Origin of the sequence: Acuticoccus sediminis (genome assembly GCF_003258595.1) — a bacterium.
Classification (GTDB): Bacteria; Pseudomonadota; Alphaproteobacteria; order Rhizobiales; family Amorphaceae; genus Acuticoccus; species Acuticoccus sediminis.
Genome location: NZ_QHHQ01000001.1, coordinates 951,330 through 976,602 on the forward strand (window position 1 = coordinate 951,330; position 25,273 = coordinate 976,602).

Consider the following 25,273-nt stretch of genomic DNA (forward strand, 5'->3'; position numbering starts at 1 on the left):
ACCGAGGAGGCACTGTGGCAGACCAATCGGGGCCGGTGACGGCCCGTGAGAGCGTGGCGGTGATCGTCCCCGCCTACAATGCGGCCGCCACCATCGGCGCCGCCGTCGCCTCCGCCCTCGCCGAGCCCGAGGTGAGCGAGGTGGTCGTCGTCGACGACGCCTCGCAGGATCCGACGTCAGAGGCCGCTGCCGCAGCGGACGACGGGACCGGTCGCCTCGCGATCCACCGGCTGGCGGAGAACGGCGGCCCGGCCCGCGCCCGCAACGTCGCGCTGGAGCGGTCCGGCGCGCCGATCGTGGCGATCCTCGATTCCGACGATCGCATCATCCGCGGTCGCTTCCGCCGGCTCCTCGCCATGCCGCACTGGGATCTCATCGGCGACAACATGGTCTTCGTGTCCAGCGAGGTGGCGGCGGAGGAGGCGGCGGCGCGCTACGGCGCGAGCCCGCCGCGTCCCGTCCTGACCGGACTCGACCTTGCGACCTTCGCGCGCGGCAACGTCCCGAGGCAGGGCCACCGGCGCCGCGAGATGGGTTTCATCCACCCGCTGATGCGGCGCGATTTCCTCGACCGGCACGCGATCCGCTACAACGAGGCCATGCGGCTCGGCGAGGACTTCGAGCTCTATGCCCGCGCGCTGCTCTGCGACGCGCGGTTCGTCCTGTGCGCCGCGCCGGGCTACATCGCGGTGGAGCGCCCCGACTCGCTGAGCGCGCGGCACCGCGTGACCGACCTCGAGGCGTTTCTCGCCTGCCACGATCGCCTCGAGCGGATGCGGCCGCTGACCCGTGCCGAGGCCGACGCGCTCGCCCTCCACCGCCGCAGCGTGGCGGGGCGTTACGCCCTCCGCCGCGTCCTCGCCGACAAGTCCGACAAGGGCGTCGCCGCCGCGGCCGCGTGGCTCGCGATGCGTCCCCGCTCCTGGTCGCCGGTCGTCGCCGGGATCGCCCGCGACAAGCTGGCGGCGCTGAGGTCCGCCCCGGACGCCGCAGACACGCGCCCGACCACCCTCTTCGACATCCCGGCGCCCGATCCCGTCCCTGCCGCCCCTCGGACCGCGCGGGGCGACGTCCGCCTCGCAGGAGGAACGCAATGAACGAGCTGCCATCGAGCCTGCGCTTCGCCGACCGCCGCGGGGTCGACCCGTCCTACAACCAGCAGGGCACCGGCCAGGCCGAGGACTACATCGACCTGCGCGAACTGCTGCGGGCCTGCTTCCGCCAGGCCTGGGTCGTCGTCCTGTGCGTCATCGTGTTCGCGGGCCTCGCGATCGCCTACGCCTTCTCGCTCCAGCCGAAGTTCACCTCCTTCGCGACGGTGCTGCTCGACCAGGACCGCGCGGCGCTGGTGGAGCTGATCTCCGAGCAGCAGACCGAGGCGCTGCGCGACGGCATCGTCCAGAGCGAGCTCGAGATCCTGAAGAGCCAGGAGCTGGCGCTGCGGGTGGTCGACAACCTGCACCTCGTCGACCGGCCCGACATCCTCGACACCACCGCCTCGCCGGTGGCGGCGACCATCGGCGCGGTGAAGAACGGCCTCGGCGGCCTCGTGAAGAGCTTCGCCGGCGGGGACCCCGACGCTCCGGTGGCCGCGCAGGCGGAGGCCGACCAGCTCGCCGCCATGAAGGAGAAGCTGGCGCTGAGGTTGCGCGGTATGCTGACCGCCGAGCGGATGGGGCGCAGCTATGTGCTGGGCCTGTCGGTCGAGGCGACGTCGCCCGAGCTCGCGCAGGAGATCGCCAAGGGCTTCGTCGATTCCTACCTCGAGTTCGGGCGCGCCGGCGACGCGGCGGCGCTCGACAGCGCGGTCGCCTGGCTGCGGCAGCGGACCGACGATCTCCGCCAGGCCGCGACCGACGCCGGGCGCGAGCTGGAGCAGTACCGGATCGACAACGGTCTGGTGAGCGTCGGCACCCGCCTCCTCTCCGAGCAGGAGGTGTCCGAGCTGATGAGCCAGCTCATCCTCGCCGAGGCGGAGGCGTCTGCCGCCCGCGCCGTGGCGGCGCACGGGCGCGACGCGGTCGCCGCGGGGCCGGAGGCGGCGCTCGCCAACCTCGCCTCGCTGCCGAGCTCGGCGCCCGACGAGGCGATCGAGCAGCTCCGCTCCGAGTTCCTGTCGCTCAGCCGCGAGCGCAGCCGCGTCGCCGAGCGCTTTGGCGCCGAGCATGCCGAGGTGGTCGCCATCGACCAGCGGCTTCAGTCCCTCGAGGGGCTGCTGTTCGACGAGGTGAAGCGCCGCGCGACGCAGGCCGAGAACAACGCCGACGTCCAGACGCGCCGCGTCGCCGCGCTGCGCGAGGGCCTCGACAGCGCCACGAAGAACGCCTCCGCCGACACCGGCGCGCAGTATGAGCTGATGCAGCTGCAGGAGACGGCCGAGAGCTACAAGACGCTCTACCAGTCGGCGCTGACGCGGCTCGAGCGCACGGTGAACCAGCTCTCGCTGCCGATCGTCGACGCGCGCGTCCTCACCGCGCCGGACATGCCGAGCGGGGCGAGCAGCCCGCAGAAGGCGAAGTACGCCGCCATCGGCATCGTCCTGGGCGGCTTCCTGGGGGCGCTGATCGGTCTCGTGCGGGAGCTGACGCGCAGCGCGCTGAAGACCAGCGGCGACGTGCGCCGCGCGCTCGGGCTGCCGGTGCTGGCGTCGGTGCGCCGCAAGCGCCTCGCCGGCTGGCGCCTCCCGCTCACCGGGCCGCGCCGCGACCGCGCGCTGATGAACGGCCTGCGCTCCATGAAGGTCGCGGTGGACGGGCACACGCGCCGGTCGGGACTGCGGACCGTCGCCTTCATCTCGGCGCGGCCGGGGGAGGAGCGCGAGCGGCTCGCCTACGAGTTCGCCGAGATGCTGGCCGAGCACGGCATCTCCTGCCTGCTCCTCGACGTCGCGCAGAACATCCGGCGTCCGCAGCACGGGCACAACCTCGTCGATATCCTCGACGGGGACGCGGTGCCGAGCTTCGGCGAGCTGACCGTCGCGCCCGCACTGGCGCTGGCGCACCTGCCGGGCGGGCCGGCCGATTCACGCGATCCCGGCGAGACGGCGATGTTCGCCGGCAGCGAGCGGATGGCGGAGGTCATCGCCGCCGTGAGCCAGCAGGCGCAGTACATCGTCCTCGACCTGCCGGCCGCCAGCGAGGGGGCCTGTGCGCGGGCCTTCGCCGAGTATGCGCAGACGGCCATCCTCGTGCATCGCACGGGCCGTGCGAGCGACCGCGAGGTCCAGGCGCTGGCGATGACGCCGGACTGGGACGAGAAGCTCTGCGGTGCGGTCCTGGTCGAGAGCTGATCGGCTGTGGCGCCCGGTACCGGGCGCTGCGCCGTTCCAGAGAGGCGACGGAGGTCAGCCGGCCGGCGTGTGCGACGCGCCGGCCGGCGCGCGTTCGGGGGCGGATGAGACTGAAGGGTATGCCGGTTGCAGAAGCGAACTCGCGAGTTCGCTTATTTGATTTTTGATCCCACAGGATAAAAATCTTGCCCCTGCGGGGCCACTTTGAATTTTTGCTGAATACATTCCGTCGCACTGGAGCGCGGAGCGCAACCGTCAAGGTCGTCGCACCGCGGCAAATACAACAAAAAAGAGTTGCGATTCGCGCATAGCACGAATGTCGAAACGCGGTTTACCCGTCAACGCGCTGTCATGAACTCGGCAGGAGACGGCGGAAATCCGCGCCACTTGGCTTATAATATGATCATTCGCCCAAGTCTGACCGCATTTGTGGGCCGGAAAGGGGGAACTGCAATATTCCCGCCTGATTCAGAGGGTTGTCACCCTCTTTGTGCCCGAAACTGAAATTAGCAAATGATAATGAGTGCTCCCGGAGCAACACCGTTTACTCGCTCGCATGAAGCCGCTCGGCGTCATTTCGAGTGGTGAGCAGTGCCAATGCGGGAACAACAATGGGTGGTGTTTTGAACTCGACCGTCCTCTCCGCGGGTGTGAATCGAAAGAGCGCGAAACCGTGGGGAACCCGAACGACCAAGGCTAGGTATGCGGCCCTAGGTCATGCGGACAGCGGGCGGTCCAACCCGTTGAGCCGAGGGGCGAAACGGATGCTCGACGTGGCGATCGCCGCCTCGGGACTGGTGGCATGTGCGCCGCTCGTCGCCGGGGCCGCCATCGCCACCAAGGTGCTCGATCCGGGCCCGGTGTTCTTCGCGCACGAGCGCGTGGGCCGGGACGGGCGCCGCTTCCGCTGCCTGAAGCTGCGGAGCATGTCGGTGAACGGCGAGGGGATCCTCGCCGAGCACCTCGCAAACGACCAGGAGGCCGCCGCCGAATGGGCCGAGACGCAGAAGCTCAGGGACGATCCGCGGGTCAGCCGCTGGGGCCGCTTCCTGCGCAAGACGAGCATCGATGAGCTGCCGCAGCTCTTCAACGTGCTGCGCGGCGACATGAGCATCGTCGGACCCCGCCCGGTTACCGAGGCGGAGCTCGACCGGTACCGCAACCAGCGGCGGGCCTACCTCTCGGTCCGCCCCGGACTGACGGGCCCGTGGCAGGTGTCCGGACGGTCCAGCATCGGCTTCCAGCGCCGGGTGGCGCTCGATACGCACTACGTCAAAACGTGGTCGTTAATGAAGGACATACGCCTTATGGCGCAGACCATCCCCGCCGTCCTGGGAAGCCGAGGAAGCTACTGATGAACGTCCTCCGCGCTACGGCCATCGCAGTTGTCCTGACCCTTAGCGCGGCGGCCCATGCGGCGGCCGAAACCTCCGCCGACGTCGTCAGCCCGCTCGACAAGCTTGCGCTCGACGTCGCCGCGTGGTCGACCCAGACGCGCGCCCTGACCCCTCTCCCGTTCATGACGGGAGAGTTCAGCGTCGAGGCGAACGGGTCGGTGAGCTTCCCCGTCATCGGCCGGCTTCAGGTCGAAGGGCAGTCGCTCAGCGACCTGTCCGCCGAGATGACGGCGGCCCTCCAGGACCGTCTCGGCATCGTCGACGAGATCTTCGTCTCGCTGAAGATCGCCGAGCACGCGCCCTTCTTCGTGGTCGGCGCCGTCGAGGCGCCCGGCGCCTTCGAGTACCGGCCCGGCATGACCGCGATCCAGGCGGTCGCGGTCGCGGGGGGCGTGCGGCGCTCCCAGTCCATCTTCTCGCGCGCGGACCGCGACGCGGCGCGCGCGCTGGGCGACCACCGCCTGCTCGAGCTGGAGCGGATGAAGACCATCGCGGCGATCGCCCGCCTCGAGGCCGAGCGGGCCGGCAAGTCGGAGATCGACGTGCCGGGTGAACTCGCCGGCGACCCGATGGCCGCCGCCTACCTCGACGTCGAACGCGAGGTGATGCGCGCCCGCCAGGACGAGCACGCGGCGGCGCTCAAGTCGATCGAGGAGCTGAAGTCCCTGGTCTCGGCGCGGATCGAGACGATGGGCAAGGAATCGGAGATGCGCCAGAAGGTCGTCGAAGCGACGCGCGAGGAGCTGGAGACCATGCGCGGCCTCGTCGACCGGGGCCTTGCCCAGACGTCACGCGCCAACAGCACCGAGCGGCAGCTCGCCGACTCGGAAGCGCGTCTCCTGGAACTCGAGACCGCCGTTCTGACGGCACAACAACAGCTGAACGAGGCCGAGCGCGACGAGGTGGAGCTGAAAGGCGACCGCCGCGTCACGATCGTCTCGGAGCTGCAGGACGAGCGCACCGAACTGGGGCGCATCGAAGTGAAGTTGCGGACCGCCGAATCGCTGTTCTCCGAGGCAGCGCGTTTCGGCTCGACGGTCGCCGAACTTTCTTCCGAGGAGAAGGATCGATCGGTCTCTCTGGTCGTTTCCCGCAAGGGCCGCGACGGGGATGCCGAGCGCACCTTTGTCGCTTCGTCCGCGACCGTGTTGCGGCCCGGAGACGTGTTGGAAGTTCGAGCACCGGACGTGGATGGCGCGGGTGCGGGGTTCGACACGAGCCCGTCGCTCCCGAGAGCCGAGGCCGACACGACAGCCCTCAACTGAAGGTCTTCGCTGCGAGACGGTCGCACTCCGGCCATCTTCGTCCTGCAATGGAGTGAGGTGATGATGAGAGTACTGGTCACCGGCGGCGCCGGGTACATTGGCAGCCACTGCTGCAAGGCGCTTGCTTCGGCCGGATTTGAACCCGTGGTGTACGACAACCTCTCCACGGGGCACCGTCACTTCTGCAAATGGGGGCCGCTCGTCCCGGGGGACATCCGCGACGCCGACACGCTGTCGCGGACGTTCGAGGCGATGCGCCCGGTGGCCGTGATCCACCTCGCCGCGCAGTCGATCGTGACCCGGTCCAACGAGGACCCGCAGGAGACGTTCGACGTCAACGTGGCGGGCACGCTGAACCTGCTCGACGTGATGAAGCGCTACGGCACCGACCGTATCGTGTTCTCGTCGACCTGCGCGATCTACGGCAACGTCGAGAGCCAGACGATCGACGAGGCCTGCCGCAACAACCCGATCAATCCGTACGGGTCGTCCAAGGCGATGGTCGAGGCGATCCTGGAATCCTACGAGGCGGCGTACGGGTTACGTTCAGTTCGCCTCCGCTACTTCAACGCGGCCGGCGCCGACGAGAAGGCGGCGGTCGGCGAATGGCACGAGCCGGAAACCCATCTCATTCCGATCGTGCTGGACGTCGCCATGGGTCTCCGGCCCGCGTTGCAGATCAACGGCAACGACTACGACACCGCCGACGGCACGGCGATCCGCGACTACATCCACGTCGAGGACCTCGCCAGCGCCCACGTGTCCGCCCTGACCTACCTCCTGGAGGGAGCGCCGGGCGCCACGGTGAACGTCGGCACGGGCGCCGGTCATTCGGTGTCCGAGATCGTCCAGGTCGTGTCGCGGCTGACGCGCCGTCCGGTGCCCACCCTGCATGGTCCCCGGCGTCCGGGGGATCCGCCGCGCCTCGTCGCCAACGCGCGGCGGGCCGGCCAGCTGCTCCACTGGCAGCCAAGAAAAGACATCGACGCGATGATCCGTGATGCCTGGCGTTGGCATCAGGACCTTCGCAAGGCGGACGGCGTGCAGAGCCTGACGGCCTGACGGCCGGACCTGCGCCGCCGACGCAACCGACGCGAACAGACTTCCGTGGCCTCGCCCCGGAAGGGTTCCATCCAATCCCCTCGAAGTCTTGCACCCTCGGTGTAGGGCAAGGAGTCGATGTGTGACTGCGAACAACAAGCTTCGGCCCATCAGTCGACGAATCGAGGCGCTGAGCCACATCAATTCGAGCGCGCTGCATCACCTGGAGCGCCTGATCGGGCGCACCAACGACTTTTCCCGCGGGAGCCTCTTCAGCGAAGTCGGCTCGGTGCAGTCCCGCCCGCAGGTCATCGTGGAGGGGTGGATGCAGCGCACCCATCTCCTCCAGGACGGCCGGCAGCAGGTGCTCGGCCATCTCCTGCCGGGCGATTTCGTGAACTTCTCGCTGCACCCGCAGGTCCCCTCGCTGACCAACGTGGAGTGCGTCACCGACGTCGTCCTCGCCGACGCGTCGGAGCTGCGCGACCACATCGCGGCGGTGGGACCGGACGACCCGCTGGCAAGCGCGGTGCTCCTGGCGCTCGGCGTCGACGAGGCGATCACGATGAACTGCATCGTGCGCCTGACGCGGCAATCCGCCTACGAGCGGCTCGCCCACCTCTTCCTCGACCTTCACTACCGCCTGTCGCTGGCCGGCTTCGTGGAGGACAACAGCTTCGAGCTGCCGCTCACGCAGCAGGCGCTCGGCGAGGCGCTCGGCCTCAGCGTCGTCCACCTCAACCGCGTGCTGATGCAGCTCCGGCGCGACGGCTCGATCGAGCGGACCGGGCGGACGATCACCCTGAACGATCCGGAGCGGCTGCGCCGCCGGGTCGATCACAACATCCCGAGGTGGCGCATTCCGGCCCCGTTTCCCGCGGCCTGCGGAACCGTCCCGGCCCGGTCGTCGGCCATCTTCGCCACCGTCTGACGCCAACGCGGATACAGGATCATGAACGTCACCATCATCGGGACAGGCTACGTCGGGCTCGTGTCCGGCGCGTGTTTCGCGGACTTCGGCCACACGGTCACCTGTGTCGACAAGGACGCGGCGAAGGTGGAGCGGCTCAACGCGGGCGAGGTGCCGATCTACGAGCCCGAGCTCGACCGCCTGCTGGAGGCGAACCGGGCCGTCGGCCGCATCTCCTTCACGACCGATCCGGCGGACGCCGTCGGCAAGGCGGACGTGGTCTTCCTCGCGGTCGGCACCCCGTCGCGCCGCGGCGGCGGGCACGCCGACCTCACGTACGTCTACGAGGCGACCCGCGAGGTCGCGGCGCTGGTGAAGGGCTACACGGTCATCTGCACCAAATCGACGGTCCCGGTAGGCACCGGCGACGAGGTCGAGGCGATCGTCAGACAGGTCGCGCCGGACGCGGACGTCGATGTCGCCTCCAACCCCGAGTTCCTGCGCGAGGGCGCGGCCATCGGCGACTTCAAGCGGCCCGACCGCGTCATCGTCGGCGCCGAGACGGAGCGCGCGATCGGCGTGATGCGCGAGCTCTACCGGCCGCTCTTCCTCAACGAGACGCCGATCATCTTCACCTCGCGCCGCACCGCGGAGCTGACGAAGTACGCCGCGAACGCCTTCCTCGCCACGAAGATCACCTTCATCAACGAGATGGCGGACCTTTGCGAACGGGTCGGCGCGAACGTGCAGGACGTCGCCCGGGGGATGGGGCTCGACAAGCGCATCGGCGCGAAGTTCCTCAACGCCGGCCCGGGCTACGGCGGTTCGTGCTTCCCGAAGGACACGCTGGCGCTGGCGGCGACGGCGAACGACTACAACTCCCCCGTCACCATCGTCGACTCGGTCGTCGAGGCGAATGCGCGCCGCAAGGAGCGCATGGCGCAGATCGTCATCGAGGCCGCCGGCGGCTCGGTGAAGGACAAGACGGTCGCGATCCTCGGCCTGACCTTCAAGCCGCTGACCGACGACATGCGCGAGGCGCCGAGCCTCACCGTGGTGCCGATGCTGCAGAAGGCCGGCGCCATCGTGAAGGGCTACGACCCCGAGGGCATGGACGAGGCCGCCAAGCAGCTCGACATGCACTACGCGTCCGGGACGTACGAGGCCATCAAGGGGGCCGACGTCACGGTCATCCTGACCGAATGGAACGAATTCCGGGCCTTGGACCTTCTTAGGGTGAAGGCCATGATGCGGGGCGACGTACTGGTGGATCTGCGCAACATCTATTCTGCCGACGCCGCTGCCAGGGCCGGCCTCGCCTATCGCTCCATCGGCCGCACCGACGCGCCCGCCGGCGTGCCCGCCCCCCACGTCTCCGACGCGGGCCGCATCGACGGACAGAGCCTCCGCAAGAATTGACGGTTCGGCGACGGGGACGGCGGCTTCACCACGCACGCCGCTCCCGTCGTCCATCCCGCCCCATGCGCCCGGCAGCCTCACCCGCTGGCCGGGCGCATGTCGTTTCGGCCGGGGCGCGCGCTCAGCCGAGAAGGAGCTCCAGCTCCGCCGGGCCCGCCTCGTGGAGGGAGACGTTCGCGAAGGTGCTGTTCGAGCCGCCGCCCGCGTCGTCGTCGGTGATGAAGACGAGGTCCACGAACTCGCCCAGCAGGTCCGCCTCCGCCAGCGCGCCGACGGGAATGTCGAAGTGGGTCACCTCTCCGTCCGCGGCGGCGACTCCGTTGACCGCCTGGTTGCCCCAGAGCTGGGTGCCGAGGAGCTGGAACGCGTTGTCCCGGTCGATGCGCTCGGCGGTGTCGAAGCCGATGGCGTGGATCTCGCCCTCGTCGGTGGAGGAGAAGTCGAACGAGAGCACCGTGTCCGGGGTGATCCGGAACGTCGACGTCTCCTTCCAGGCGTCCGTGCCGAGGGTGATTGCGCTGCCGTCGCGCGACACCGCGAAGGCACCCTCGTCCTGATCCTCGCCGAAGCTGCGGATGCGGTAGCTCTGGCCGCCGATCAGGAGGTCGCCGGTCAGGGTCGGCCGCTCCACCGCGCCGAGGTCGACCGACGCGCCCGCGCCGCCGCCGTAGTCCGCGATGTCGACGTCGCGGGCGAGGCCCCGCGCGTCGGTGGCGAGGGGCGCTCCGTCCGCGCCGGCGGCCACGCTCGAATCACCGGCGTCCACGGCCGGGTTCTCGTAGGAGGAGCGCAGGTTGATCGTGCGCAGCGGCCCGCCGTTGTCGTCGAGCTGAACGCCGTTCCAGAAGACCTCCCTGGCGTTGGTCGTCCCGTTCACCGTGCCGCCGGAATAGACCGCGTTGCCGACGATGTTGCCGCCGAGGAGCGTCAGCGTGCCGGCGCCGTCGTGGTTGTCGACGCCCACGCCGTCGCTGTCGAGGACGATGCTGTTGGCGAGCGTCACGGCACCGACGTTCTCGATCTCCGTGGCCGCATCGCGTGTCGCGGTATGCCCGGCGACGGTCGACTGGATGAGCGTGAGGTCGCCTTCGTTGATGATCCCGCTGCCGTAGCCGACCCGCTGGTAGGCCGACGAGTTGAGCGCGAGCGTGCTGTTCACGAACACGGCCTCGTCGGCGTTGTAGAGCGCGGCGCCCTCGCCGCCGGTGTTCTCGGCGACGAGGCTCGCGTCGGCAGACAGGTCGCCGGTGTTGTAGATGCCGGCCCCGTAGCCGGCGAGGCGGCCCGAGGTGACGTTGCCGGACACCTCGACGCGCTCCATCGTCAGCGAGCCGCTGTTGGCGATGCCACCGCCGGAGCCGCCCGCGAGGCCCCAGCCGACACCGTTTCCGGTGACCGCCACGTCCGTGAGGTCGAGCGTGCCGGCATTGCGCACGCCGCCGCCGAGGCCGCCCGAGCGGGCGTACCAGTTGTCGGCGATCTCGGCCTCGCGGATCGACACCACGGCCTCCTCGCCGACGGTGACGCCGGCGAGGTAGCCGGTGTCCGGGAAGTCGGCGCCGCCGGCCGGCGTGCTCCCGGCGCCCTCGATCCGTACGTTGTCGATGGCGACCATGCCTGCGGTGATCTCGAAGATGCCGGCCGCGGCGAAGACCTGCGTGCCGCCGTAGATGGTGACGTCGCCCTCGCCGCCACCGAGCGCGTCGCCATGGATCGCGACGTCGAAGTCGATGGGGAGGGAGCCGAATTCGAGCTTGAGGGTCTGGCCGGCGAGTTCGGGCGCGAACACGACCTCCACCTCGGCGCCGTCGTTGGAGAACGAGCGGGCGACGGACAGGGCCTCGCGCAGGCTGAGGCCGTCGCCGTCGGCGGTCTCGACGCCCTGCGCGCCGGTCCCGTCCACTTCGTCCGCAAGGGTCGTGACTGTCAGTGTCAGCATGGGGTTCCTCCGGACCCGCCTGCCGCCGCAGCGGCAGCAGGTGTGGGTGTTCTTCGGAGGACCAGTGTGCGGAACACGCCGGCGGCGCGCTCGCTCATAGGCAATTGCACGCGCCGGGGTGCAACGCTAAATTGGACGGATCGCCGCGTGACGGCGTTTCCCGAATTGTCCCGTGTCTACAGGGCGATATCGCCGCGCATCCGCCCGCCCGGCCAGTCGAGGTGCTTCAGCGCCTCGTAGACGTCGCGCCGCGCGTCCGCCGGTGTCGCGCCGCGCGAAACCACCGTCAGCACCCGCCCGCCGTTGGAGAGGACGTCCGCGCCGTCCGGCATGGTGCCGGAGTGGTAGACCGCGGCGCCCGCCGCGGCGACGTCGTCGAGCCCGCCGATCCGCTCGCCCTTCCCGACCGGTCCGGGGTAGCCGTTCGCCGCCACCACGACGCCGACGGCACTGTCCGGCGAGACCTCGAGCGGGGCGTCCGCGAGCGTGCCGGCGGCCGTCGCGTAGAGCAGCTCGTACGGGTCGCTCGTCACCCGCTCCCACATGATCTGGCATTCCGGGTCGCCGAAGCGCACGTTGTACTCGATGAGCTTCGGGCCGTCCTCGGTCAGCATCAGGCCGGCATAGAGGACGCCGATATAGGGCGTCCCGCGGTCGGCCAGCCAGTCGAGCGTCGGGCGGACGATGGTGGCCATCGCCTCCTCGCACAGCGCGTCGGTGAAGCCCGGCGCGGGGGAGACGGCGCCCATGCCGCCGGTGTTGGGCCCCTCGTCGCCGTCGTAGGCGCGCTTGTAGTCCCGCGCCGAGGCGAACTCGCGCACGACGTTGCCGTCCGACAGCGCGAACAGGCTGACCTCGGGCCCGGACAGCATCTCCTCGATGACGACGCGGTGGCCCGCCTCGCCGAAGGCGCCGTCCATGGCGTTGCGCACGGCGGCTTCCGCCTCGTCCTGGGTGTGGGCGAGGACGACGCCCTTCCCGGCGGCGAGGCCGTCCGCCTTCACCACCAGCGGCGCGCCCATCCTCTCCACGGCGGCGAGGGCCTCCTCGAGGGACTCGGCGATCTCGCAGCCGGCCGTCGGCAGCCCGAGGAGGGCGCAGACCTCCTTGGTGTAGGCCTTGGACGACTCGAGCTGCGCCGCCTCGGCGGAGGGGCCGAAGACGATCCGGCCCTGAGCGCGCAGGCGGTCCGCGAGGCCCTCGGCCAGCGGTGCCTCGGGGCCGATGACGACGAGGTCGGCCCGGGCGGCGGCGGCCTCGACGTCCTCGGGAGCGACGCGCTCGGCGATCGCGGCGAGGCCGGCGTTGGGTCCGCCGGCGAACGCGAGGTGCGCCACCTTGGGCGAGCGCTTCACGGCCGCGGCGAGCGCGTGCTCGCGCCCACCCGATCCGACGATCAGGACTCGTGCACCCGAAGGTGCCCCGGAGGGAGACGACATGCCGCGACGATCCTTTGCACTCACGTTTGCGAGCCGTCATAGAGCATGCGAGGGGTTTGTCGAACACCCGGAGGTGACAGTGGCAACGCGTGTGGACCAGGGCCGTGTGGCCGACGCACCCGTCAAGAACTTCGTCGACCGCACTTTGCCCGAGGCGCTGCGGCCCTACGCCCGGCTCGCGCGGCTCGACCGGCCGATCGGCTGGTGGCTGCTCATGTGGCCGGCCTGGTGGAGCGTGGCGCTGGCGGGCGTCGCCGCCGGGCAGCCGCCCAACGTCTGGCACCTGGCGCTCCTGATGATCGGCTCCATCGTGATGCGCGGGGCCGGCTGCACCTACAACGACATCCTCGACCGCGACATCGACGCGCGGGTCGAGCGCACACGCTCGCGGCCGATCCCCTCGGGTCAGGTCAAGGTCGAGGCGGCGATGCTGTTCATGCTGGCGCAGGCCTTCGTCGGCCTCGCGGTGGTGCTGCAGTTCAACCCGTTCACCATCGTCCTGGCGTTCGGCTCGCTCGTCATCGTGGCGCTCTACCCGCTCGCCAAGCGCGTGATCGACATGCCGCAGCTCATCCTCGGCTTCGCCTTCTCGTGGGGCGCGCTCGTGGGCTGGTCGGCGACGTTCGGGAGCCTCGCGGCCGCGCCGGTCCTCATCTACATCGGCTCGATCTTCTGGACGATCGGCTACGACACGATCTACGCCCACCAGGACCGGCGGGACGATGCGATCATCGGCGTGCGCTCCTCCGCGCGGCTCTTCGCCAACAACAGCAAGCTGGCCGTCGGCGTCGTCTACGCGGCGGCGGTGACGCTCTTCGCGTTGGCGACGGGGCTCGCGGGCGGCGGCGTACTGGCGTTCCTGGGGCTCGCGGCGTTCGCGGTGCACCTCGCGCGGCAGGTGACGCGCCTGTCGCCGGACGATCCGGCCGCGTGTCTCGACGCGTTCCGTTCCAACCGCTGGGCCGGCTGGCTCTTCTTCGCCGGCCTCGTGGCCGACTCGGTCGTCGCGCCGCTCCTCTGAGGGGCGCTACAGGATGAAGTCGCCGGCGGAGAGGTCGGCGACCCGCAGCCCTTCCATGAGGAGGCTGGACGCGGCGTCGAACGCGATGAGGACGCCGCTCGACGTATTGTCCATGAGGCCGGAGAGGGCGGCGTAGCCGCCGAGGGTGAGGGCGGCGAGGTGGACCTTGTCGACGCCCGCCTCGAAGTCGCGGATGGTGTCGCTGCCCTGGTCGGGGCCGATCAGGAAGCGGTCCCCGCCCGCGCCTCCGGTCATGACGTCGGCACCGTCGCCGCCGCGGATGTTGTCCCGCCCGCCATTGCCGAACAGCGTGTCGTCGCCGGCCTGGGCGAGGATGATGTCGTTGCCGGCCCCGCCCCGGACAACGTCGTCGCCGCGGCCGCTGCGCACGTTGTCGCGCCCCGCTCCCCCCGCGACGACATTGTCGCCGGCGTTGCCGAGGATGAAGTTGTCGGCGCCGTCCCCGGTCACGGCGAGGTCGCTCTCGCCCATCAGGCCGACATGCTCGATGTTCTCGTAGTCGGCTAGGTCCAGGTCGGCCGCCGCGGAGCGGACCATGTCGGTGCCGCCGCCCTCGAACTCGATCACCCGGTCGCCGGACTGGTCGACGATGTAGGTGTCGTTGCCGGAGCCGCCCTCCATGTCGTCGGCGCCCGCGCCGCCGTCGAGAGTGTCGTCGCCCGCGCCGCCGCTCAGGGTGTCGGCGCCGGCGGCGCCCGCGAGCGCATTGCCGGCCGCGTTGCCGACGAGCCGGTCGCCGCCCGAGCCGCCGGCCGCGTTCTCGATGACGACGCCCGCAGCGATGGTGATGCCGCCGAAAATGCCGTCCGCGTAGGAGACGAAGCCACCGCCGCCCGTGTCCTCCGACCCGCCCAGCGTCGCGGCCCGCAGGTCGATGACGACATCGCGCGCCGTATCCTCGGCGACGATCGCGTCGGTGCCGCCGACGTCCCAGACCGTGCTGTACCCGGTCCCCGGTCCGTTCACCGTGGGGAGCGTGTAGATGTCGTCGCCCGCGTTGTGGTTGGCGTTGGCGCCGTATTTTTCCTGGATCAGCGCGATGTCCAGGGCCGCCGGCGTCAGGTTGTAGCCGAACCGGTCGCTACGGGAGGCACCGTTCGGTCCCTCCGGCCAGCCGTCGTTGTACGACATCACCGTGTAGACGCCCTGGTCGAGCCCGTAGGAGCCGCGGGTGCGGATGACGGTGGAGTCGCCGCCCCGATCGTGCGGGTGCGCCATGCCGAGGCCGTGGCCGAACTCGTGCAGGAAGGTGAGGAAGGTCGAGGAGCCCCGCTCGAGGAGGCCGCCGCTCTCGTCCGACCAGTACTCGCTGCTGTTGTTGAACCAGCCGACACCCGCGCGGCCGGACAGGTCGGGGTCCGGAGGGTTGAACCAGCCGAGCGCGCTGCCGTTCCGGCCCTGCAGCAGCACGAAGTCGGCACCGGCGGATGCGTCGGTCTCGACGAAGCGGAGGCGGGACACGTCCTCATAGGTGCCGAGCGCCTCGAACACCTGCTGCCGCTCGTAGTCGGTCCAGGTCCTCTGGTTGCGGGTGAAGTCGAACACCTCGCCGGCGGCGGCGAAGTAGACCGTCACCTCGGTGCGGTCGAGCCTCACGCCCCAGTCGATCGCCGCGAGGGGATCGCTCGCGTCGCCGCGCGTGATCTCCAGGCGATATCCGCCCCGGTCGCTGCCGTAGAAGGAATCCGGGACGACGTAGCAGGTCGCGGTCTCGGTGAAGCTGACGGTGAGGGCGGCGTTGAGCGTGCGGCCGTTGGCGTCGTCGTTCTCGGCGACGACGTTGCCGTCTGCATCGACCAGCCTGAGGAAGGGGTCCGACAGGGAACGGCCGTCGACGCGGACCGCGTTGAGCGAGATGTCGTAGCTGCGCCCGGCCTGGAACTCGAACGCGTACCAGTCGGCGTCGTAGGCGGGGTGGGCGGGGCTCGACCGGACGACGATCGAGTCGCGCACCGGCGTGTCCAGGAACAGGGGGGCGGCGGTGGCGGGCGTGTCGCCGGGGTCGTCGCCGGGCGTCGTCAGGCGCCGGGTCGTCGACAGGTCGTCCACGGCCGCTTGCGTCGAGTAGGTCTCGGTCATGCGGTACCGGTTGCCCTTGCTGCGCGTCTCGACCCCGCGTCCTGTCCCGGGAGCGGGGCGGAGGAAGCTAGCACCGGCCGGCAGGGTCCGACAGTGTCCCGACTGTCAAAGCCAGCCATCGTGAAATGACGCGATTGCCTCCTCGGGCGCCGGGCGCAGACGGATCTTTCGGAGGCGGCCGGCCGTCAGCGGATCCCGACGGCGGCGGCGCGGCGCTGGCGGGCGTAGCGGGAGCGGCGGCCGACGAGCGGGGAGCCGCGGCGGCGCGGGGAGGGGCGCTCGGCGAGGACGACGCCCAGCGGGGTCAGCTCGGCGTGGACGCTGCCGTCCTCGTTCACGGCGAGCAGCGGCAGGTTCAGCGCCTTGCCCCAGGCTTGCCACTCGCGCGCCACGTCCGCCGCCTCGGTCGACGTCGACAGCGGGATCGAAAGACGCGGGTTCTCGTGCACCAGGGTGAGGTTGAAGACCGGCTCGCCGTCGCCCCGACGCACCGCGACGCCCACACCGCGGAACGAGGAGACCGGGCGGGTCGAGATCCCGTCGGTGGCCGCCGAGACGGCCAGGGTGTGGTTCGTCACTTCCAGCGCCGGGCCGTCGTCCTCGAACGAGACCTCCTCGCGGGGGGAGCGGACGACGCTCATGCGCGCCGGCTCCATATCGTTGTCGGGCACCCAGCGGAAGGCCGAGAGGGGCGCGCGGACGGTCTGGGAATGAACGACATCGTGGGACATGCAGGCGGCGGCGTTCATGGGGCGTCTCTTTGAAAACGTGTGGCTTCGTCGGTGAGGTGAATGTACCGCCGCCCGTTTTTCGTCCCGGCTAAGTCCGAATGGTGAATTCCGAAGCCTCTGTTGACAGAGGCGTAACCTTGTCCGGGCGGGGGCCGCAGAATCGCTGGACGTTGGGGGAATCCCTTGCCGTCGGGATTTAGGCTTCCTAAACCCTATTCGATGCCAAACCCCTCCGCCTTTTCAGACATGGCCGATCTCACCAGCCTCGCCGAGGCAGCGCTCGACGCTGCCAGGGCCGCCGGCGCGGATGCGGCCGACACCGTCGTCGCCGCCGGTTCGTCCACGGCCGTGACCCTCCGCAACGGCGTGACCGAGGAGGTCGAACGGTCCGAGGGATCGGACATCGGCCTTCGCGTGTTCGTCGGTGCCCGCAGCGCCCTCGTCGGCGTCGGCCATGTCCGGGACCTGGCGGACGCCGCCGCCCGGGCCGTCGCCATGGCGAAGGCCGCTCCCGAGGACGACACCGTCGCCCTCGCGCCGGTCGACCTCCTCGCCAGGCCGCCCTTCCCGGACCTCGACCTCGACGACGGGGAGGAGCCGGACGCCGACGCCCTCACCACGCGGGCGCGCGCGATGGAAGAGGCGATGCTGGATGTCGCGGGGGTGACCAACTCCAACGGCGTCTCCGCGGGCGCCCGTCGGGCGGAGCGCGTGTTCGCCACGTCGACCGGCTTCCTCGGCGCCTACTCGGCGACGTTCCACCGCCAGAGCGCGACCGCGATCGCCGGCGACGGCACGCGGATGGAGCGCGACAGCTGGTCCAGCGTGAAGCGCCACCTCGCCGAGCTCGCCGCGCCGGAGGAGATCGGGCGCATTGCCGGCGAGCGCACCGTGCGGCGGCTCGACGCACAGCAGCTCACCACGCGCAAGTGCGCCGTCGTCTTCGAGCCGCGCGCGGCCTCCGGCTTCGTCGGCCATCTGCTCGGCGCGGTGAACGGCTCGGCCGTGGCGCGTGGGGCGAGCATCCTCGCCGGCAAGCTCGGCACCAAAGTGATGCCGGAGGCGATCACCATCCGCGACGACCCGACCGTGCCGCGCGGCCTCGCCTCCCGCCCGTTCGACGGCGAGGGCCTCGCCGCCGAGCCGATCGACATCGTCGCCGGCGGGACACTCGCGTCCTACATCCTCGACCTCTCCACCGCGCGGCGCATCGGCGCCACCTCGAACGGCCGTGCGTCGCGCGGGACCGGCCTGCCGAGCCCCTCCTCGACCAACGTGTCGATCTCCGGCGGTTCGGGGGACCTGCAGTCGCTGATAGAGGAGGCCGGGTCGGGCGTCCTCGTCACCGACCTCATCGGCATGGGCGCGAACATCGTCAACGGCAACTATTCGCGCGGGGCTGCCGGCTTCTGGTTCGAAAACGGAGAGATCGCCTATCCGGTGGCCGAGATCACGGTCGCCGGTTCGCTCGTCGACATGTTCGCCGCTGCGCGGTTCGCCGACGATGCGCCGGGGTTCTCGTCCGTCGACGCCCCGTCCATCGCCATCGCCGGAATGACGATCGGTGGCCGCTGAGTGCGACATCGAGCTTCTCGTGCGTGCGGCGCGCGCGGCGGGGCACGTCGCCCTGACCTTCCGCGGCGCCGCGCAGAGCTGGACCAAGGACGACGGCACGCCGGTGTCCGAGGCCGACCTTGCCGCCAACGAGGCGCTGCGCACCATCCTGATGGGCGCGCGGCCCGGCTACGGCTGGCTCTCGGAGGAGGACGGCCGGGCCAGCGGCGGCCCGCTCTCCTTCATCGTCGACCCCATCGACGGCACCCGGGCCTATATGCGCGGCGACACGTACTGGACGGTCGTCGCCGCGGTGCTGGACGGCGGGCGGCCGGTGGCCGGCGTCATCTACCGGCCCTTCGTCGACACGCTCTACTGTGCCCGTCTCGGCGGCGGGGCGACCCGCAACGGGCGACCGGTCCACGTGTCCGGCCGGCAGGAGCTGCGCGACGCGCGGGTGGCGCTTCCGGGGCCGCTCTACCGCGACGGAGGGTTCGAAACGGCAGGCGTCGTGCGGGCGCATAATGTCTCATCGCTGGCCCTGAGGCTTGCCAAGGCGGGCGAGGGCCGGCTCGACGCGGTCATCACCAAGTCAGGCCCGCACCATTGGGACCTTGCAGCCGCCGACCTCTTCGTGCACGAGGCAGGGGGAACGTTGACGAACCTGTCTGGCGAGACACTTGACTATGCGGCCGAGACCACAAGCCATGGTGCTGTGTTCGCCGGCACTCCCGATCTCGCGGAACCGTTGCGGCGCATGGCGGCACGCCATGACGCAGCGGCATAGATCTCACATGGCCCGTCTGCGTTTCGGACCGACACTATAAACTCATCGGATCGGATATGGCGGACAAGCAGCTTCTTCACCTCGTTCTCGGCGGCGAACTGGCCGACCTTCAGGGCATCACGTTCCGCGATCTGAAGGACGTCGACATCGTCGGGGTCTTCCCGAACTACGCCGAGGCGCACAAGGCCTGGCAGCGGAAGGCACAGCAGACCGTCGACAACGCGCACATGCGCTATTTCATTGTCCATCTGCATCGTCTGCTCGACCCGGAGACCGGCGAACACGCGTGACGTCATTGATCTGGTCGCTCTACGGGGCGGCCGGGACGGCGGCCTCACCGCTGGCGCGGCGCTATCTGGAGCGTCGTGTCGAACGCGGGAAGGAGGATCCGGCGCGGCTGGACGAGAAGCGGGGCGTCGCGTCCGCCGCCGCGTTCGACAGCGCGCCGCTGTGGATCCATGCCGTGAGCATCGGCGAGAGTGTGGCGGCGCTGACCCTGGCGCAGCGGCTGGCGGCTGACGGCTGGCCGATCCTCCTCACCACGTCGACGCCGGCGGCCGCGGCGCGGATGGCGCCGGCGCTGACCGAGCGTATCGTGCAGCAGTACGCCCCGCTCGACACGCCGCCCTTCGTCGACCGCTTCCTCGCGCACTGGCGGCCGGCGGCGGCGATCATCATCGAATCCGAGATCTGGCCGACGACGCTGCTGGCGCTGAAGCGCCGCCGGATCCCGCTGGCCCACGTCAACGCGCGGCTCTCGGATCGCTCGTTCCGCAGCTGGCGGCGGTGGGGCTGGGTGGCGAAGTCGCTGTTCGGCGCCATCGACCTGGCGCTCGCCCAGTCGGAGGAGCAGGCGTTCCGCTTCGCCGCGCTCGGCACCCGCGAGGTGCGGGCGACCGGCAACATCAAGTTCGACGCCGTCCCGCCCGAGGCCGACCCCGCGGCGGTGGCCGCGCTGCGCGGGGCGATCGGCGCGCGCCCCGTGTGGCTCGCGGCCAGCACCCATCCCGGCGAGGAGGAGGTGATCCTCGCCGCGCACCGCGTTCTCGCCGCCCGCTGGCCGGACCTCCTCACGGTGATCGCGCCGCGCCACGTCGAGCGCGGGGAGGCGGTGGCGGCGCTCGCCTCGGACGTCGGGCCGGTGACGCGCCGCAGCGCCGGGGAGGGGCCGACGGGCGCGATCTACGTCGCGGACACGCTGGGCGAGCTCGCGACCCTCTTCGAGGCGGTGCCGACTGTGCTGCTCGGCGGCTCGCTGCGCCCCTATGGCGGTCACAACCCCGCCGAACCGGCGGCCTTCGGCACGGCGTTGCTGACCGGGCCGACGCACGGGGTGATGTTCGAGCCGTTCCTCGCCGCCGGCGCGGCCCGCGCCGTGGACGACGCCGCGCTGCCGGGCGCCGTCGCCGAGCTGATTTCCGATCCCGCCGAGCGCGCCCGCCGGGGCGAGACGGCGCTCACGGTCCTTGCCGCCGAGCGCGGCGCCGTAGACCGCACCCTCGAGGCGCTCGCCGCCTGGCTCCCGGCGCGTCCGGCATGACCCTTCCGCTCCGTGATACCCCCCGGGGCGCTGTCGCCCGGTGGTCGCCGGGCACGGCGGGGCAGAGATGAAGGCGCCCGGCTTCTGGTGGGCGGACCGGCCGGGTCTCGCCGCCGCGCTTTTGGCGCCGGCGGGCTGGGTGGTCGGGACGGTCGCGGCGCGGCGCATGCGCCGCCCGGCGGGGGTCCGGCTCGACATCCCGGTGATCTGCATCGGCAATCCGACCGTCGGCGGGGCGGGGAAGACGCCCGTCGCCATCGCCGTGGCGCGGGCGCTTCAGGCGGCGGGGGCGCGGCCGGTGTTCCTCACCCGCGGTTACGGCGGCAAGGCGACCGCCCCGCGTGCCGTCGCCGGCGACCCGGCCGGCGAAGTGGGGGACGAGCCGCTCCTCCTCGCGGAAGTCTCGCCGACGGTGGTCTCGCCGGACCGCGTGGCGGGCGGCCGGCTCGCCGCGACGCTCGGGGACGTCGTCGTCATGGACGACGGTTACCAGAACCCCGGCCTCGCCAAGACATGGTCGGCGATGGTGGTCGACGCGGCGGTCGGGATCGGCAACGGCGCGGTGACGCCTGCCGGGCCCATGCGCGCGCCCCTCCCGGCGCACGCCGGCGCCGATGCCTGGCTGGTCGTGGTCGGCGACGACACGCGGCGCGCACCGCTGCCGCCGGTCCCCGGGCCCGTCCACGAGGTCCGTCTCCGGGCCGCTTCCGCCGAGCCGCTCGCCGGCCGGCCGGTGGTCGCCTTCGCGGGGATCGGCCGCCCGTCGAAATTCTTCGCCAGCGTCGAGGGGCTCGGCGCGGACATGCGCGAGCGCCACGCCTTCGCCGACCACCACCCCTATGCCGAGGCGGACGCCGCGCGCCTGCTGGCGCGTGCGCAAGCGGCCGGCGCACAGCCGGTGACGACGGCGAAGGACATGGTGCGGCTGAGGTCCGGCGGGCCGACGGCGCGGAGGCTCGCCGAAGCGGCGCTCGTCGTCACGGTCGAAGCGGAGTTGCCGGATGAGGTGGTGGCGGCTGTGACGGGGCTGGTCCGGCCGTCGTCCTGACGACGTGCTCCCCTTCTGGCTCGAGGGAGAACGCTGGACCGCCGACGGGCCGCCCGCCGGAAGCGCGCAAATCGGAATGGGCCGAGCGGGTGTCGGCCCGTCTTATAGGTTTTCCCTGCACCCTGGTGCGGGTGCAGGGCCGTCAGTTTTGGACGCTGCGGAAGCCGAGGTAGCGGATCCCCCAGCGGATCGTCGCCGCGGCGTGGTACGTCTCGTAACCCCTCTGGCGCACGGTCGTTCTGCCCTGAGGCGTGCGGTTCTCGATCGGCCAGCCTTCACGTGCGAGGCGTCTGATCTCTCCACTCTCGAAGTCGACAAACGGCATTGTATCACCCCCGTCCTAAAGTCATGTTCTGAAGCAGTATGGGGGACATATAGGTTACGCTGTGGTCGCTCGTGTGCCCTCTGTCACAGACTTGTGTTCTTTTTTTTCGTTTGACGTAGCAGAAGGTGGCGGAAGTTGCGCGGGGGCGGACGAAGGTGTCCGCTCGGCGATCTTCACGGACCGGGCCAGCCGCGTGACGGCCGGCGCCACGGCGATCTTTCCCTCGTTGACGAAGGCTTCGTGGTTCTTCTCCACCTCGGAGAGGACGTAGCGGTAGTTGACCATCATCCCGTGGGCGCTGGCGATCCCGCGGGGCGAGACGTCGCCGCCGAAGTTGATCTGCTCGAGCCGTGCGCCGTTGCCGAGGTGGAAGCGGGCCACCGGGTCGCGCGGCCGGTTGTTGTCCTTCACCTCCAGCAGGTAGTGGGCCGTCAGCGGCCCGAAGGCGGCTTCGGCGGACTTCGCCTGGGCGGTGTTGTTGATCCAGTTGTCCGCCAGCTCCTCCAGCAGGCCGCGCGTCGTGTCGTCGACGGCGCTGGTCGGGCGCGCCGCCTCCTCCTTCAGCCACTTGGCGAAGCCCGGCACGGGGGAGAGGGTCACGAAGTTCTTGAGGTTCGGCAGCTCGCTCGCGAGGTCCGTCGCCACCTGCTTGATGAGGAAGGAGCCGAAGGAGATGCCCCGCAGCCCGTCCTGGCAGTTGGAGATGGAGTAGAAGACCGCGGTCGTCGCCGTCTGCGGGTCGATCGGCTCGCGGTTGCCGGACAGGATCGGGCCGATCGCGCGCGGGATGTCGGTCGTCAGCGCGACCTCGACGAAGATCAGCGGCTCGTCGCCGAGGCGCGGGTGGAAGAAGCCGAACAGGCGGCGGTCCGGGACGTCGATCCGCCGCCGCAGCTCGTTCCAGTCGGTGATCGCGTGGACCGCCTCGTAGCGGATGATCTTTTCCAGGATCGCCGCCGACGTCTGCCAGTTGATCTCGCGCAGCATCAGGAAGCCGCGGTTGAACCAGGCCGCGAACAGGCGCTTCAGGTCGTCGTCCACCGGGGCGAGGTCCGGGTGGTTGCCGAGACGCTCGACCAGCTCGCAGCGCATGGCGACGAGCGCCTGCGTCCCGCCGGTCACCTGGTTGAGGCGGCGGAAGATCTCCACGCGGCGCGGCTCGGCGGCCCTCTGCAGGTCCTTGGCGGTGGTGCCCGACGGCTTGTCCAGGTAGGCCTGCGCGGCGGCGGCGAGGCGCTCCGGCTCGGGCCCGTAGTCCGCCGCGAGGGTGCGGAACACGAAGGTGCGGCCGGCGCTGTCGAGGTCGCGGTAGGCGCGCAGAAACTCCGCCGCCCGCTCCAGCGAAGACGATTCGCCGCGTCCGGTCAGCAGGCTTTCGATGAGCTGTGCCAGATCCGCCCGGCTCGTCCGGCGCGGCTTGCGCCGCTCGCCGAAGATGCGCGTGTCGGTGATTGTCGATAACAGGTCATTGATGACGCTGGTCTGTCGCATGGGTACGCTCCCGCGCGGCGTGGCACAAAAGTGGCCTTAGGGTATAGCACTCTGCGGTTTGATGAGGATGCCGATGCCCGAACAGAGCTATAGCGTCCGGCACGTGAAGACAGCCTACTCGGGCTTCATGACGCTGGACCTCTACGAAGCGACGATCGAACACGACGGGCGTACCACCGAGATGGTGCGCGAGGTCCACGATCATGGCCACGGAGCCTGTGTTCTGCCGTTCGACCCGGTTCGCCGCACTTGCCTCCTCGTCCGCCAGCTCAGGTTGCCCGTCCATGTGGTCGAAGGCAATGGCCTCATTCTGGAAGCGGCCGCCGGCCTGATCGACCCGGAGGACGAGAGCCCGGCCGCGGCGGCACAGCGTGAGGCGGCCGAGGAGCTGCGCTACATGGTGCGCAATGTCCAGTCGGTGGGCACCGTGTACACGATCCCCGGCCTCGTCACCGAGCTGATGTACTGCTTCACGGCCGAGTATAGCGAGAGCGACAGGATCACCGAGGGCTTCGAGGCCGATCCCGACGAGGTGATCGAGGTCGAGGAGTGGAAGCTCGACGACCTCTGGAAGGCCTGGAAGGACGGCGCGTTGCGCGACGCCAAGGCGGTGATGTGCCTGATGGGCCTCAGGATCGACCGCCCCGACCTCTTCACCGTGTAGGCCGGCGCGTCAGGCGTCGTCGGCGTCCCAGCGGGCGCGGATCCGGCGCATGATCGTATAGACCGCGCCGGCCACGAAGGGCGCCAGGATGCCGAGCGCCACGTACTCCGACACCGGCAGCACGTGGACCGCCTTCAGCGCCCGGACGGGGTAGGCGAGGAGGCCGAGGAGGTAATAGCTGATCGCGATGACCGACAGGCCCTCCACGGCCTCCGACAGGACGAGCTGGCGGTGCTGGCGCTCGTTCATGGAGCGCATGATCTCCTGGTTGGCCTTGTCCATCGAGACGTCGACCCGCGTGCGCAGGATGTCGAGGGCGCGGCCGATGGCCTTCGACAGCTCGTCCTGCCGCCGCTCCGTCGAGGCGATGGTGCGCACCGCCGGCCCGAGGCTCGCGGTGATGAAGCCCGACAGGGTCGCCCGTTCCTCCAGCTTGACCTCGAGGAGGGCCTCGAGGCGCTCCTCCACCAGCTTGGCGTAGGCGGTGCTGGCGGCGAAGCGGTAGCTCGTGGCGGCGCGCATCGCCTCGGTCCGCGCCGACAGCTTCTGCAGCTTCTCGAGGATGTCCTCGTCGCTCTCCCGGCCCTCGGTAAGGGATTCGGTGACGTCGGCGAGGTCGCCCTCCAGCTTGTCGAGCACGGGGGCGAAGCGGCGGGCGACGGCGATGCCGATGAGGGCGAGCGTGCGGTAGGTCTCGGCCTCCAGAAGGCGCTGGATGCGCCGGCCGAGCTGGGCGGGGCCCATCTCCGCCACCGCGACCTCGATGGAGATGAAACCGTCCTCCTCCGGCCTCGCGGTGGTGGCGAGGACGAGATTGCCGCGCATGACGCCGCCGATGGTGTCGTCGCAGATCGGCCCCGGCTCGTCGACCAGGGACAGGCGGAGCGCGACCAGCAGCTCGGCGCTGTCCGGCGTGTGCGCGGCGATCTCGGCGATCCGCGCGGCCCCCGCCTCGGGTCCTGATGCCGAGATGAGGGTGAGGGACATGAACTCGGTGTGCGGCTCGAGCCGGACGGTGAGATCCCCGTCCTCGCGGACGGTGTGGGGCGCGGATGCCGCACTCTCCAGCCCGAAGACCGCCGCGTAAAGCGCGAGGCGCGAGGCGCGGTCCGGGGTGAGGAAGGCGAGGTGATGGAGCGTCGTCGGCACCGTCAACGGCAGAAAGGGCCGGTCGTGCGCTTCCTTGATCGCGGTGTCGCGGTCGGGGTGGTTGCGAAAGGGAAGGCGGCTCGCCGCCATGGTTGACTCCTCACCGTTTCTGCGCATCGGCGCCGCTACGGTGAGCCCGGCAACTCAAGATGGCAACAGGGCCA

21 protein-coding genes are annotated in these 25,273 nt (G+C 70.5%); 14 read left to right on the forward strand and 7 right to left on the reverse strand.

Going from position 1 to position 25,273, the window contains the following annotated elements:
* Window positions 1-14: 14 nt before the first annotated feature.
* The 7 genes from DLJ53_RS04065 (at window position 15) to DLJ53_RS04095 (ending at window position 9,321) form a co-directional block, all read left to right on the forward strand.
* Complete coding sequence (locus DLJ53_RS04065; protein WP_211100539.1) at window positions 15-1,097, forward strand: glycosyltransferase family 2 protein; 1,083 nt, start codon at window positions 15-17, stop codon at window positions 1,095-1,097.
* Complete coding sequence (locus DLJ53_RS04070; RefSeq protein WP_111342569.1) at window positions 1,094-3,289, forward strand: GumC family protein; 2,196 nt, start codon at window positions 1,094-1,096, stop codon at window positions 3,287-3,289. The genes DLJ53_RS04065 and DLJ53_RS04070 overlap by 4 nt, the downstream gene beginning before the upstream one ends.
* A gap of 764 nt (window positions 3,290-4,053) precedes the next feature.
* Entirely contained in the window at window positions 4,054-4,644 is a 591-nt protein-coding gene (locus DLJ53_RS04075; protein ID WP_162408869.1) for a sugar transferase, read from the forward strand.
* The gene (locus tag DLJ53_RS04080; RefSeq protein WP_111342573.1) at window positions 4,644-5,951 is read left to right on the forward strand and encodes a polysaccharide biosynthesis/export family protein; all 1,308 of its coding nucleotides are present in this window, start codon (window positions 4,644-4,646) and stop codon (window positions 5,949-5,951) included. The genes DLJ53_RS04075 and DLJ53_RS04080 overlap by 1 nt, the downstream gene beginning before the upstream one ends.
* 60 nt (window positions 5,952-6,011) lie before the next feature.
* A complete protein-coding gene (galE, locus tag DLJ53_RS04085; RefSeq protein ID WP_202912991.1) occupies window positions 6,012-7,013 on the forward strand; it encodes a UDP-glucose 4-epimerase GalE in 1,002 nt (333 codons plus the stop codon).
* 121 nt (window positions 7,014-7,134) lie between these two features.
* Window positions 7,135-7,923: a Crp/Fnr family transcriptional regulator gene (locus tag DLJ53_RS04090; protein WP_111342577.1), complete on the forward strand. Its 789-nt coding sequence runs from the start codon at window positions 7,135-7,137 to the stop codon at window positions 7,921-7,923.
* 21 nt (window positions 7,924-7,944) lie between these two features.
* Window positions 7,945-9,321, forward strand: a complete 1,377-nt coding sequence (locus DLJ53_RS04095) for a UDP-glucose dehydrogenase family protein (RefSeq protein ID WP_111342579.1) — start codon at window positions 7,945-7,947, stop codon at window positions 9,319-9,321.
* Between the two features lie 121 nt (window positions 9,322-9,442).
* Here DLJ53_RS04095 and DLJ53_RS04100 read toward each other — a convergent pair whose 3' ends face one another.
* Both DLJ53_RS04100 and purD read right to left on the reverse strand, forming a co-directional pair.
* Complete coding sequence (locus tag DLJ53_RS04100; RefSeq protein ID WP_111342581.1) at window positions 9,443-11,260, reverse strand: choice-of-anchor Q domain-containing protein; 1,818 nt, start codon at window positions 11,258-11,260, stop codon at window positions 9,443-9,445.
* 176 nt (window positions 11,261-11,436) lie between these two features.
* Window positions 11,437-12,699, reverse strand: a complete 1,263-nt coding sequence (gene purD, locus DLJ53_RS04105) for a phosphoribosylamine--glycine ligase (RefSeq protein WP_111342583.1) — start codon at window positions 12,697-12,699, stop codon at window positions 11,437-11,439.
* Window positions 12,700-12,778: 79 nt separating this feature from the next.
* Here purD and ubiA point away from each other — a divergent pair, with 79 nt between their 5' ends.
* Window positions 12,779-13,720, forward strand: coding sequence for a 4-hydroxybenzoate octaprenyltransferase (ubiA, locus tag DLJ53_RS04110; RefSeq protein ID WP_244934999.1), 942 nt, complete (start codon window positions 12,779-12,781; stop codon window positions 13,718-13,720).
* Between the two features lie 6 nt (window positions 13,721-13,726).
* Here the strand turns inward: ubiA and DLJ53_RS36345 are convergent, their stop codons facing one another.
* Together DLJ53_RS36345 and DLJ53_RS04120 are read right to left on the reverse strand one after the other, a co-directional pair.
* On the reverse strand, window positions 13,727-15,820 hold the full coding sequence (locus DLJ53_RS36345) for a M10 family metallopeptidase (protein WP_111342587.1): 2,094 nt from the start codon (window positions 15,818-15,820) through the stop codon (window positions 13,727-13,729).
* Window positions 15,821-16,005: 185 nt separating this feature from the next.
* A complete protein-coding gene (locus DLJ53_RS04120; protein WP_111342589.1) occupies window positions 16,006-16,569 on the reverse strand; it encodes a DUF6101 family protein in 564 nt (187 codons plus the stop codon).
* A gap of 228 nt (window positions 16,570-16,797) precedes the next feature.
* Between DLJ53_RS04120 and DLJ53_RS04125 the strand changes: the two genes are divergently transcribed.
* The 5 genes from DLJ53_RS04125 (at window position 16,798) to lpxK (ending at window position 21,480) form a co-directional block, all read left to right on the forward strand.
* A complete protein-coding gene (locus tag DLJ53_RS04125; RefSeq protein WP_202912992.1) occupies window positions 16,798-18,126 on the forward strand; it encodes a TldD/PmbA family protein in 1,329 nt (442 codons plus the stop codon).
* On the forward strand, window positions 18,116-18,892 hold the full coding sequence (locus DLJ53_RS04130; protein ID WP_111342593.1) for an inositol monophosphatase family protein: 777 nt from the start codon (window positions 18,116-18,118) through the stop codon (window positions 18,890-18,892). The genes DLJ53_RS04125 and DLJ53_RS04130 overlap by 11 nt, the downstream gene beginning before the upstream one ends.
* 56 nt (window positions 18,893-18,948) lie before the next feature.
* Window positions 18,949-19,182: a DUF4170 domain-containing protein gene (locus DLJ53_RS04135; RefSeq protein WP_111342595.1), complete on the forward strand. Its 234-nt coding sequence runs from the start codon at window positions 18,949-18,951 to the stop codon at window positions 19,180-19,182.
* Window positions 19,179-20,432, forward strand: coding sequence for a 3-deoxy-D-manno-octulosonic acid transferase (locus tag DLJ53_RS04140; protein ID WP_111342597.1), 1,254 nt, complete (start codon window positions 19,179-19,181; stop codon window positions 20,430-20,432). The genes DLJ53_RS04135 and DLJ53_RS04140 overlap by 4 nt, the downstream gene beginning before the upstream one ends.
* 67 nt (window positions 20,433-20,499) lie before the next feature.
* Window positions 20,500-21,480 carry a tetraacyldisaccharide 4'-kinase gene (gene lpxK, locus DLJ53_RS04145; protein WP_146619886.1) on the forward strand — a complete coding sequence of 327 codons (981 nt, stop codon included), beginning with the start codon at window positions 20,500-20,502 and terminating at the stop codon, window positions 21,478-21,480.
* Window positions 21,481-21,622: 142 nt separating this feature from the next.
* Here lpxK and DLJ53_RS04150 read toward each other — a convergent pair whose 3' ends face one another.
* Window positions 21,623-21,805 carry a hypothetical protein gene (locus tag DLJ53_RS04150; RefSeq protein WP_111342601.1) on the reverse strand — a complete coding sequence of 61 codons (183 nt, stop codon included), beginning with the start codon at window positions 21,803-21,805 and terminating at the stop codon, window positions 21,623-21,625.
* Window positions 21,806-21,859: 54 nt separating this feature from the next.
* The gene (locus DLJ53_RS04155) at window positions 21,860-23,296 is read right to left on the reverse strand and encodes a malonyl-CoA decarboxylase (protein WP_111342603.1); all 1,437 of its coding nucleotides are present in this window, start codon (window positions 23,294-23,296) and stop codon (window positions 21,860-21,862) included.
* A gap of 73 nt (window positions 23,297-23,369) precedes the next feature.
* On the opposite strand from DLJ53_RS04155, the gene DLJ53_RS04160 reads away from it, so the two are divergent.
* A complete protein-coding gene (locus tag DLJ53_RS04160) occupies window positions 23,370-23,960 on the forward strand; it encodes an NUDIX domain-containing protein (RefSeq protein WP_162408871.1) in 591 nt (196 codons plus the stop codon).
* A 9-nt stretch (window positions 23,961-23,969) separates the two neighbouring features.
* On the opposite strand, the gene DLJ53_RS04165 is transcribed toward DLJ53_RS04160, so the two are convergent.
* Window positions 23,970-25,199, reverse strand: a complete 1,230-nt coding sequence (locus DLJ53_RS04165; RefSeq protein ID WP_162408873.1) for a DUF3422 domain-containing protein — start codon at window positions 25,197-25,199, stop codon at window positions 23,970-23,972.
* Between the last annotated feature and the right edge of the window lie 74 nt (window positions 25,200-25,273).

Coding starts and splice junctions, on each gene's coding strand:
- DLJ53_RS04070 (WP_111342569.1), top strand. CDS start 1,094: ATGAACGAGCTGCCATCGAGCCTGCGCTTCGCCGACCGCCGCGGGGTC.
- DLJ53_RS04075 (WP_162408869.1), top strand. CDS start 4,054: ATGCTCGACGTGGCGATCGCCGCCTCGGGACTGGTGGCATGTGCGCCG.
- DLJ53_RS04080 (WP_111342573.1), top strand. CDS start 4,644: ATGAACGTCCTCCGCGCTACGGCCATCGCAGTTGTCCTGACCCTTAGC.
- galE (WP_202912991.1), top strand. CDS start 6,012: ATGATGAGAGTACTGGTCACCGGCGGCGCCGGGTACATTGGCAGCCAC.
- DLJ53_RS04095 (WP_111342579.1), top strand. CDS start 7,945: ATGAACGTCACCATCATCGGGACAGGCTACGTCGGGCTCGTGTCCGGC.
- DLJ53_RS04100 (WP_111342581.1), bottom strand. CDS start 11,260: ATGCTGACACTGACAGTCACGACCCTTGCGGACGAAGTGGACGGGACC.
- purD (WP_111342583.1), bottom strand. CDS start 12,699: ATGTCGTCTCCCTCCGGGGCACCTTCGGGTGCACGAGTCCTGATCGTC.
- DLJ53_RS36345 (WP_111342587.1), bottom strand. CDS start 15,820: ATGACCGAGACCTACTCGACGCAAGCGGCCGTGGACGACCTGTCGACG.
- DLJ53_RS04120 (WP_111342589.1), bottom strand. CDS start 16,569: ATGAACGCCGCCGCCTGCATGTCCCACGATGTCGTTCATTCCCAGACC.
- DLJ53_RS04125 (WP_202912992.1), top strand. CDS start 16,798: ATGGCCGATCTCACCAGCCTCGCCGAGGCAGCGCTCGACGCTGCCAGG.
- DLJ53_RS04135 (WP_111342595.1), top strand. CDS start 18,949: ATGGCGGACAAGCAGCTTCTTCACCTCGTTCTCGGCGGCGAACTGGCC.
- lpxK (WP_146619886.1), top strand. CDS start 20,500: ATGAAGGCGCCCGGCTTCTGGTGGGCGGACCGGCCGGGTCTCGCCGCC.
- DLJ53_RS04150 (WP_111342601.1), bottom strand. CDS start 21,805: ATGCCGTTTGTCGACTTCGAGAGTGGAGAGATCAGACGCCTCGCACGT.
- DLJ53_RS04155 (WP_111342603.1), bottom strand. CDS start 23,296: ATGCGACAGACCAGCGTCATCAATGACCTGTTATCGACAATCACCGAC.
- DLJ53_RS04160 (WP_162408871.1), top strand. CDS start 23,370: ATGCCCGAACAGAGCTATAGCGTCCGGCACGTGAAGACAGCCTACTCG.
- DLJ53_RS04165 (WP_162408873.1), bottom strand. CDS start 25,199: ATGGCGGCGAGCCGCCTTCCCTTTCGCAACCACCCCGACCGCGACACC.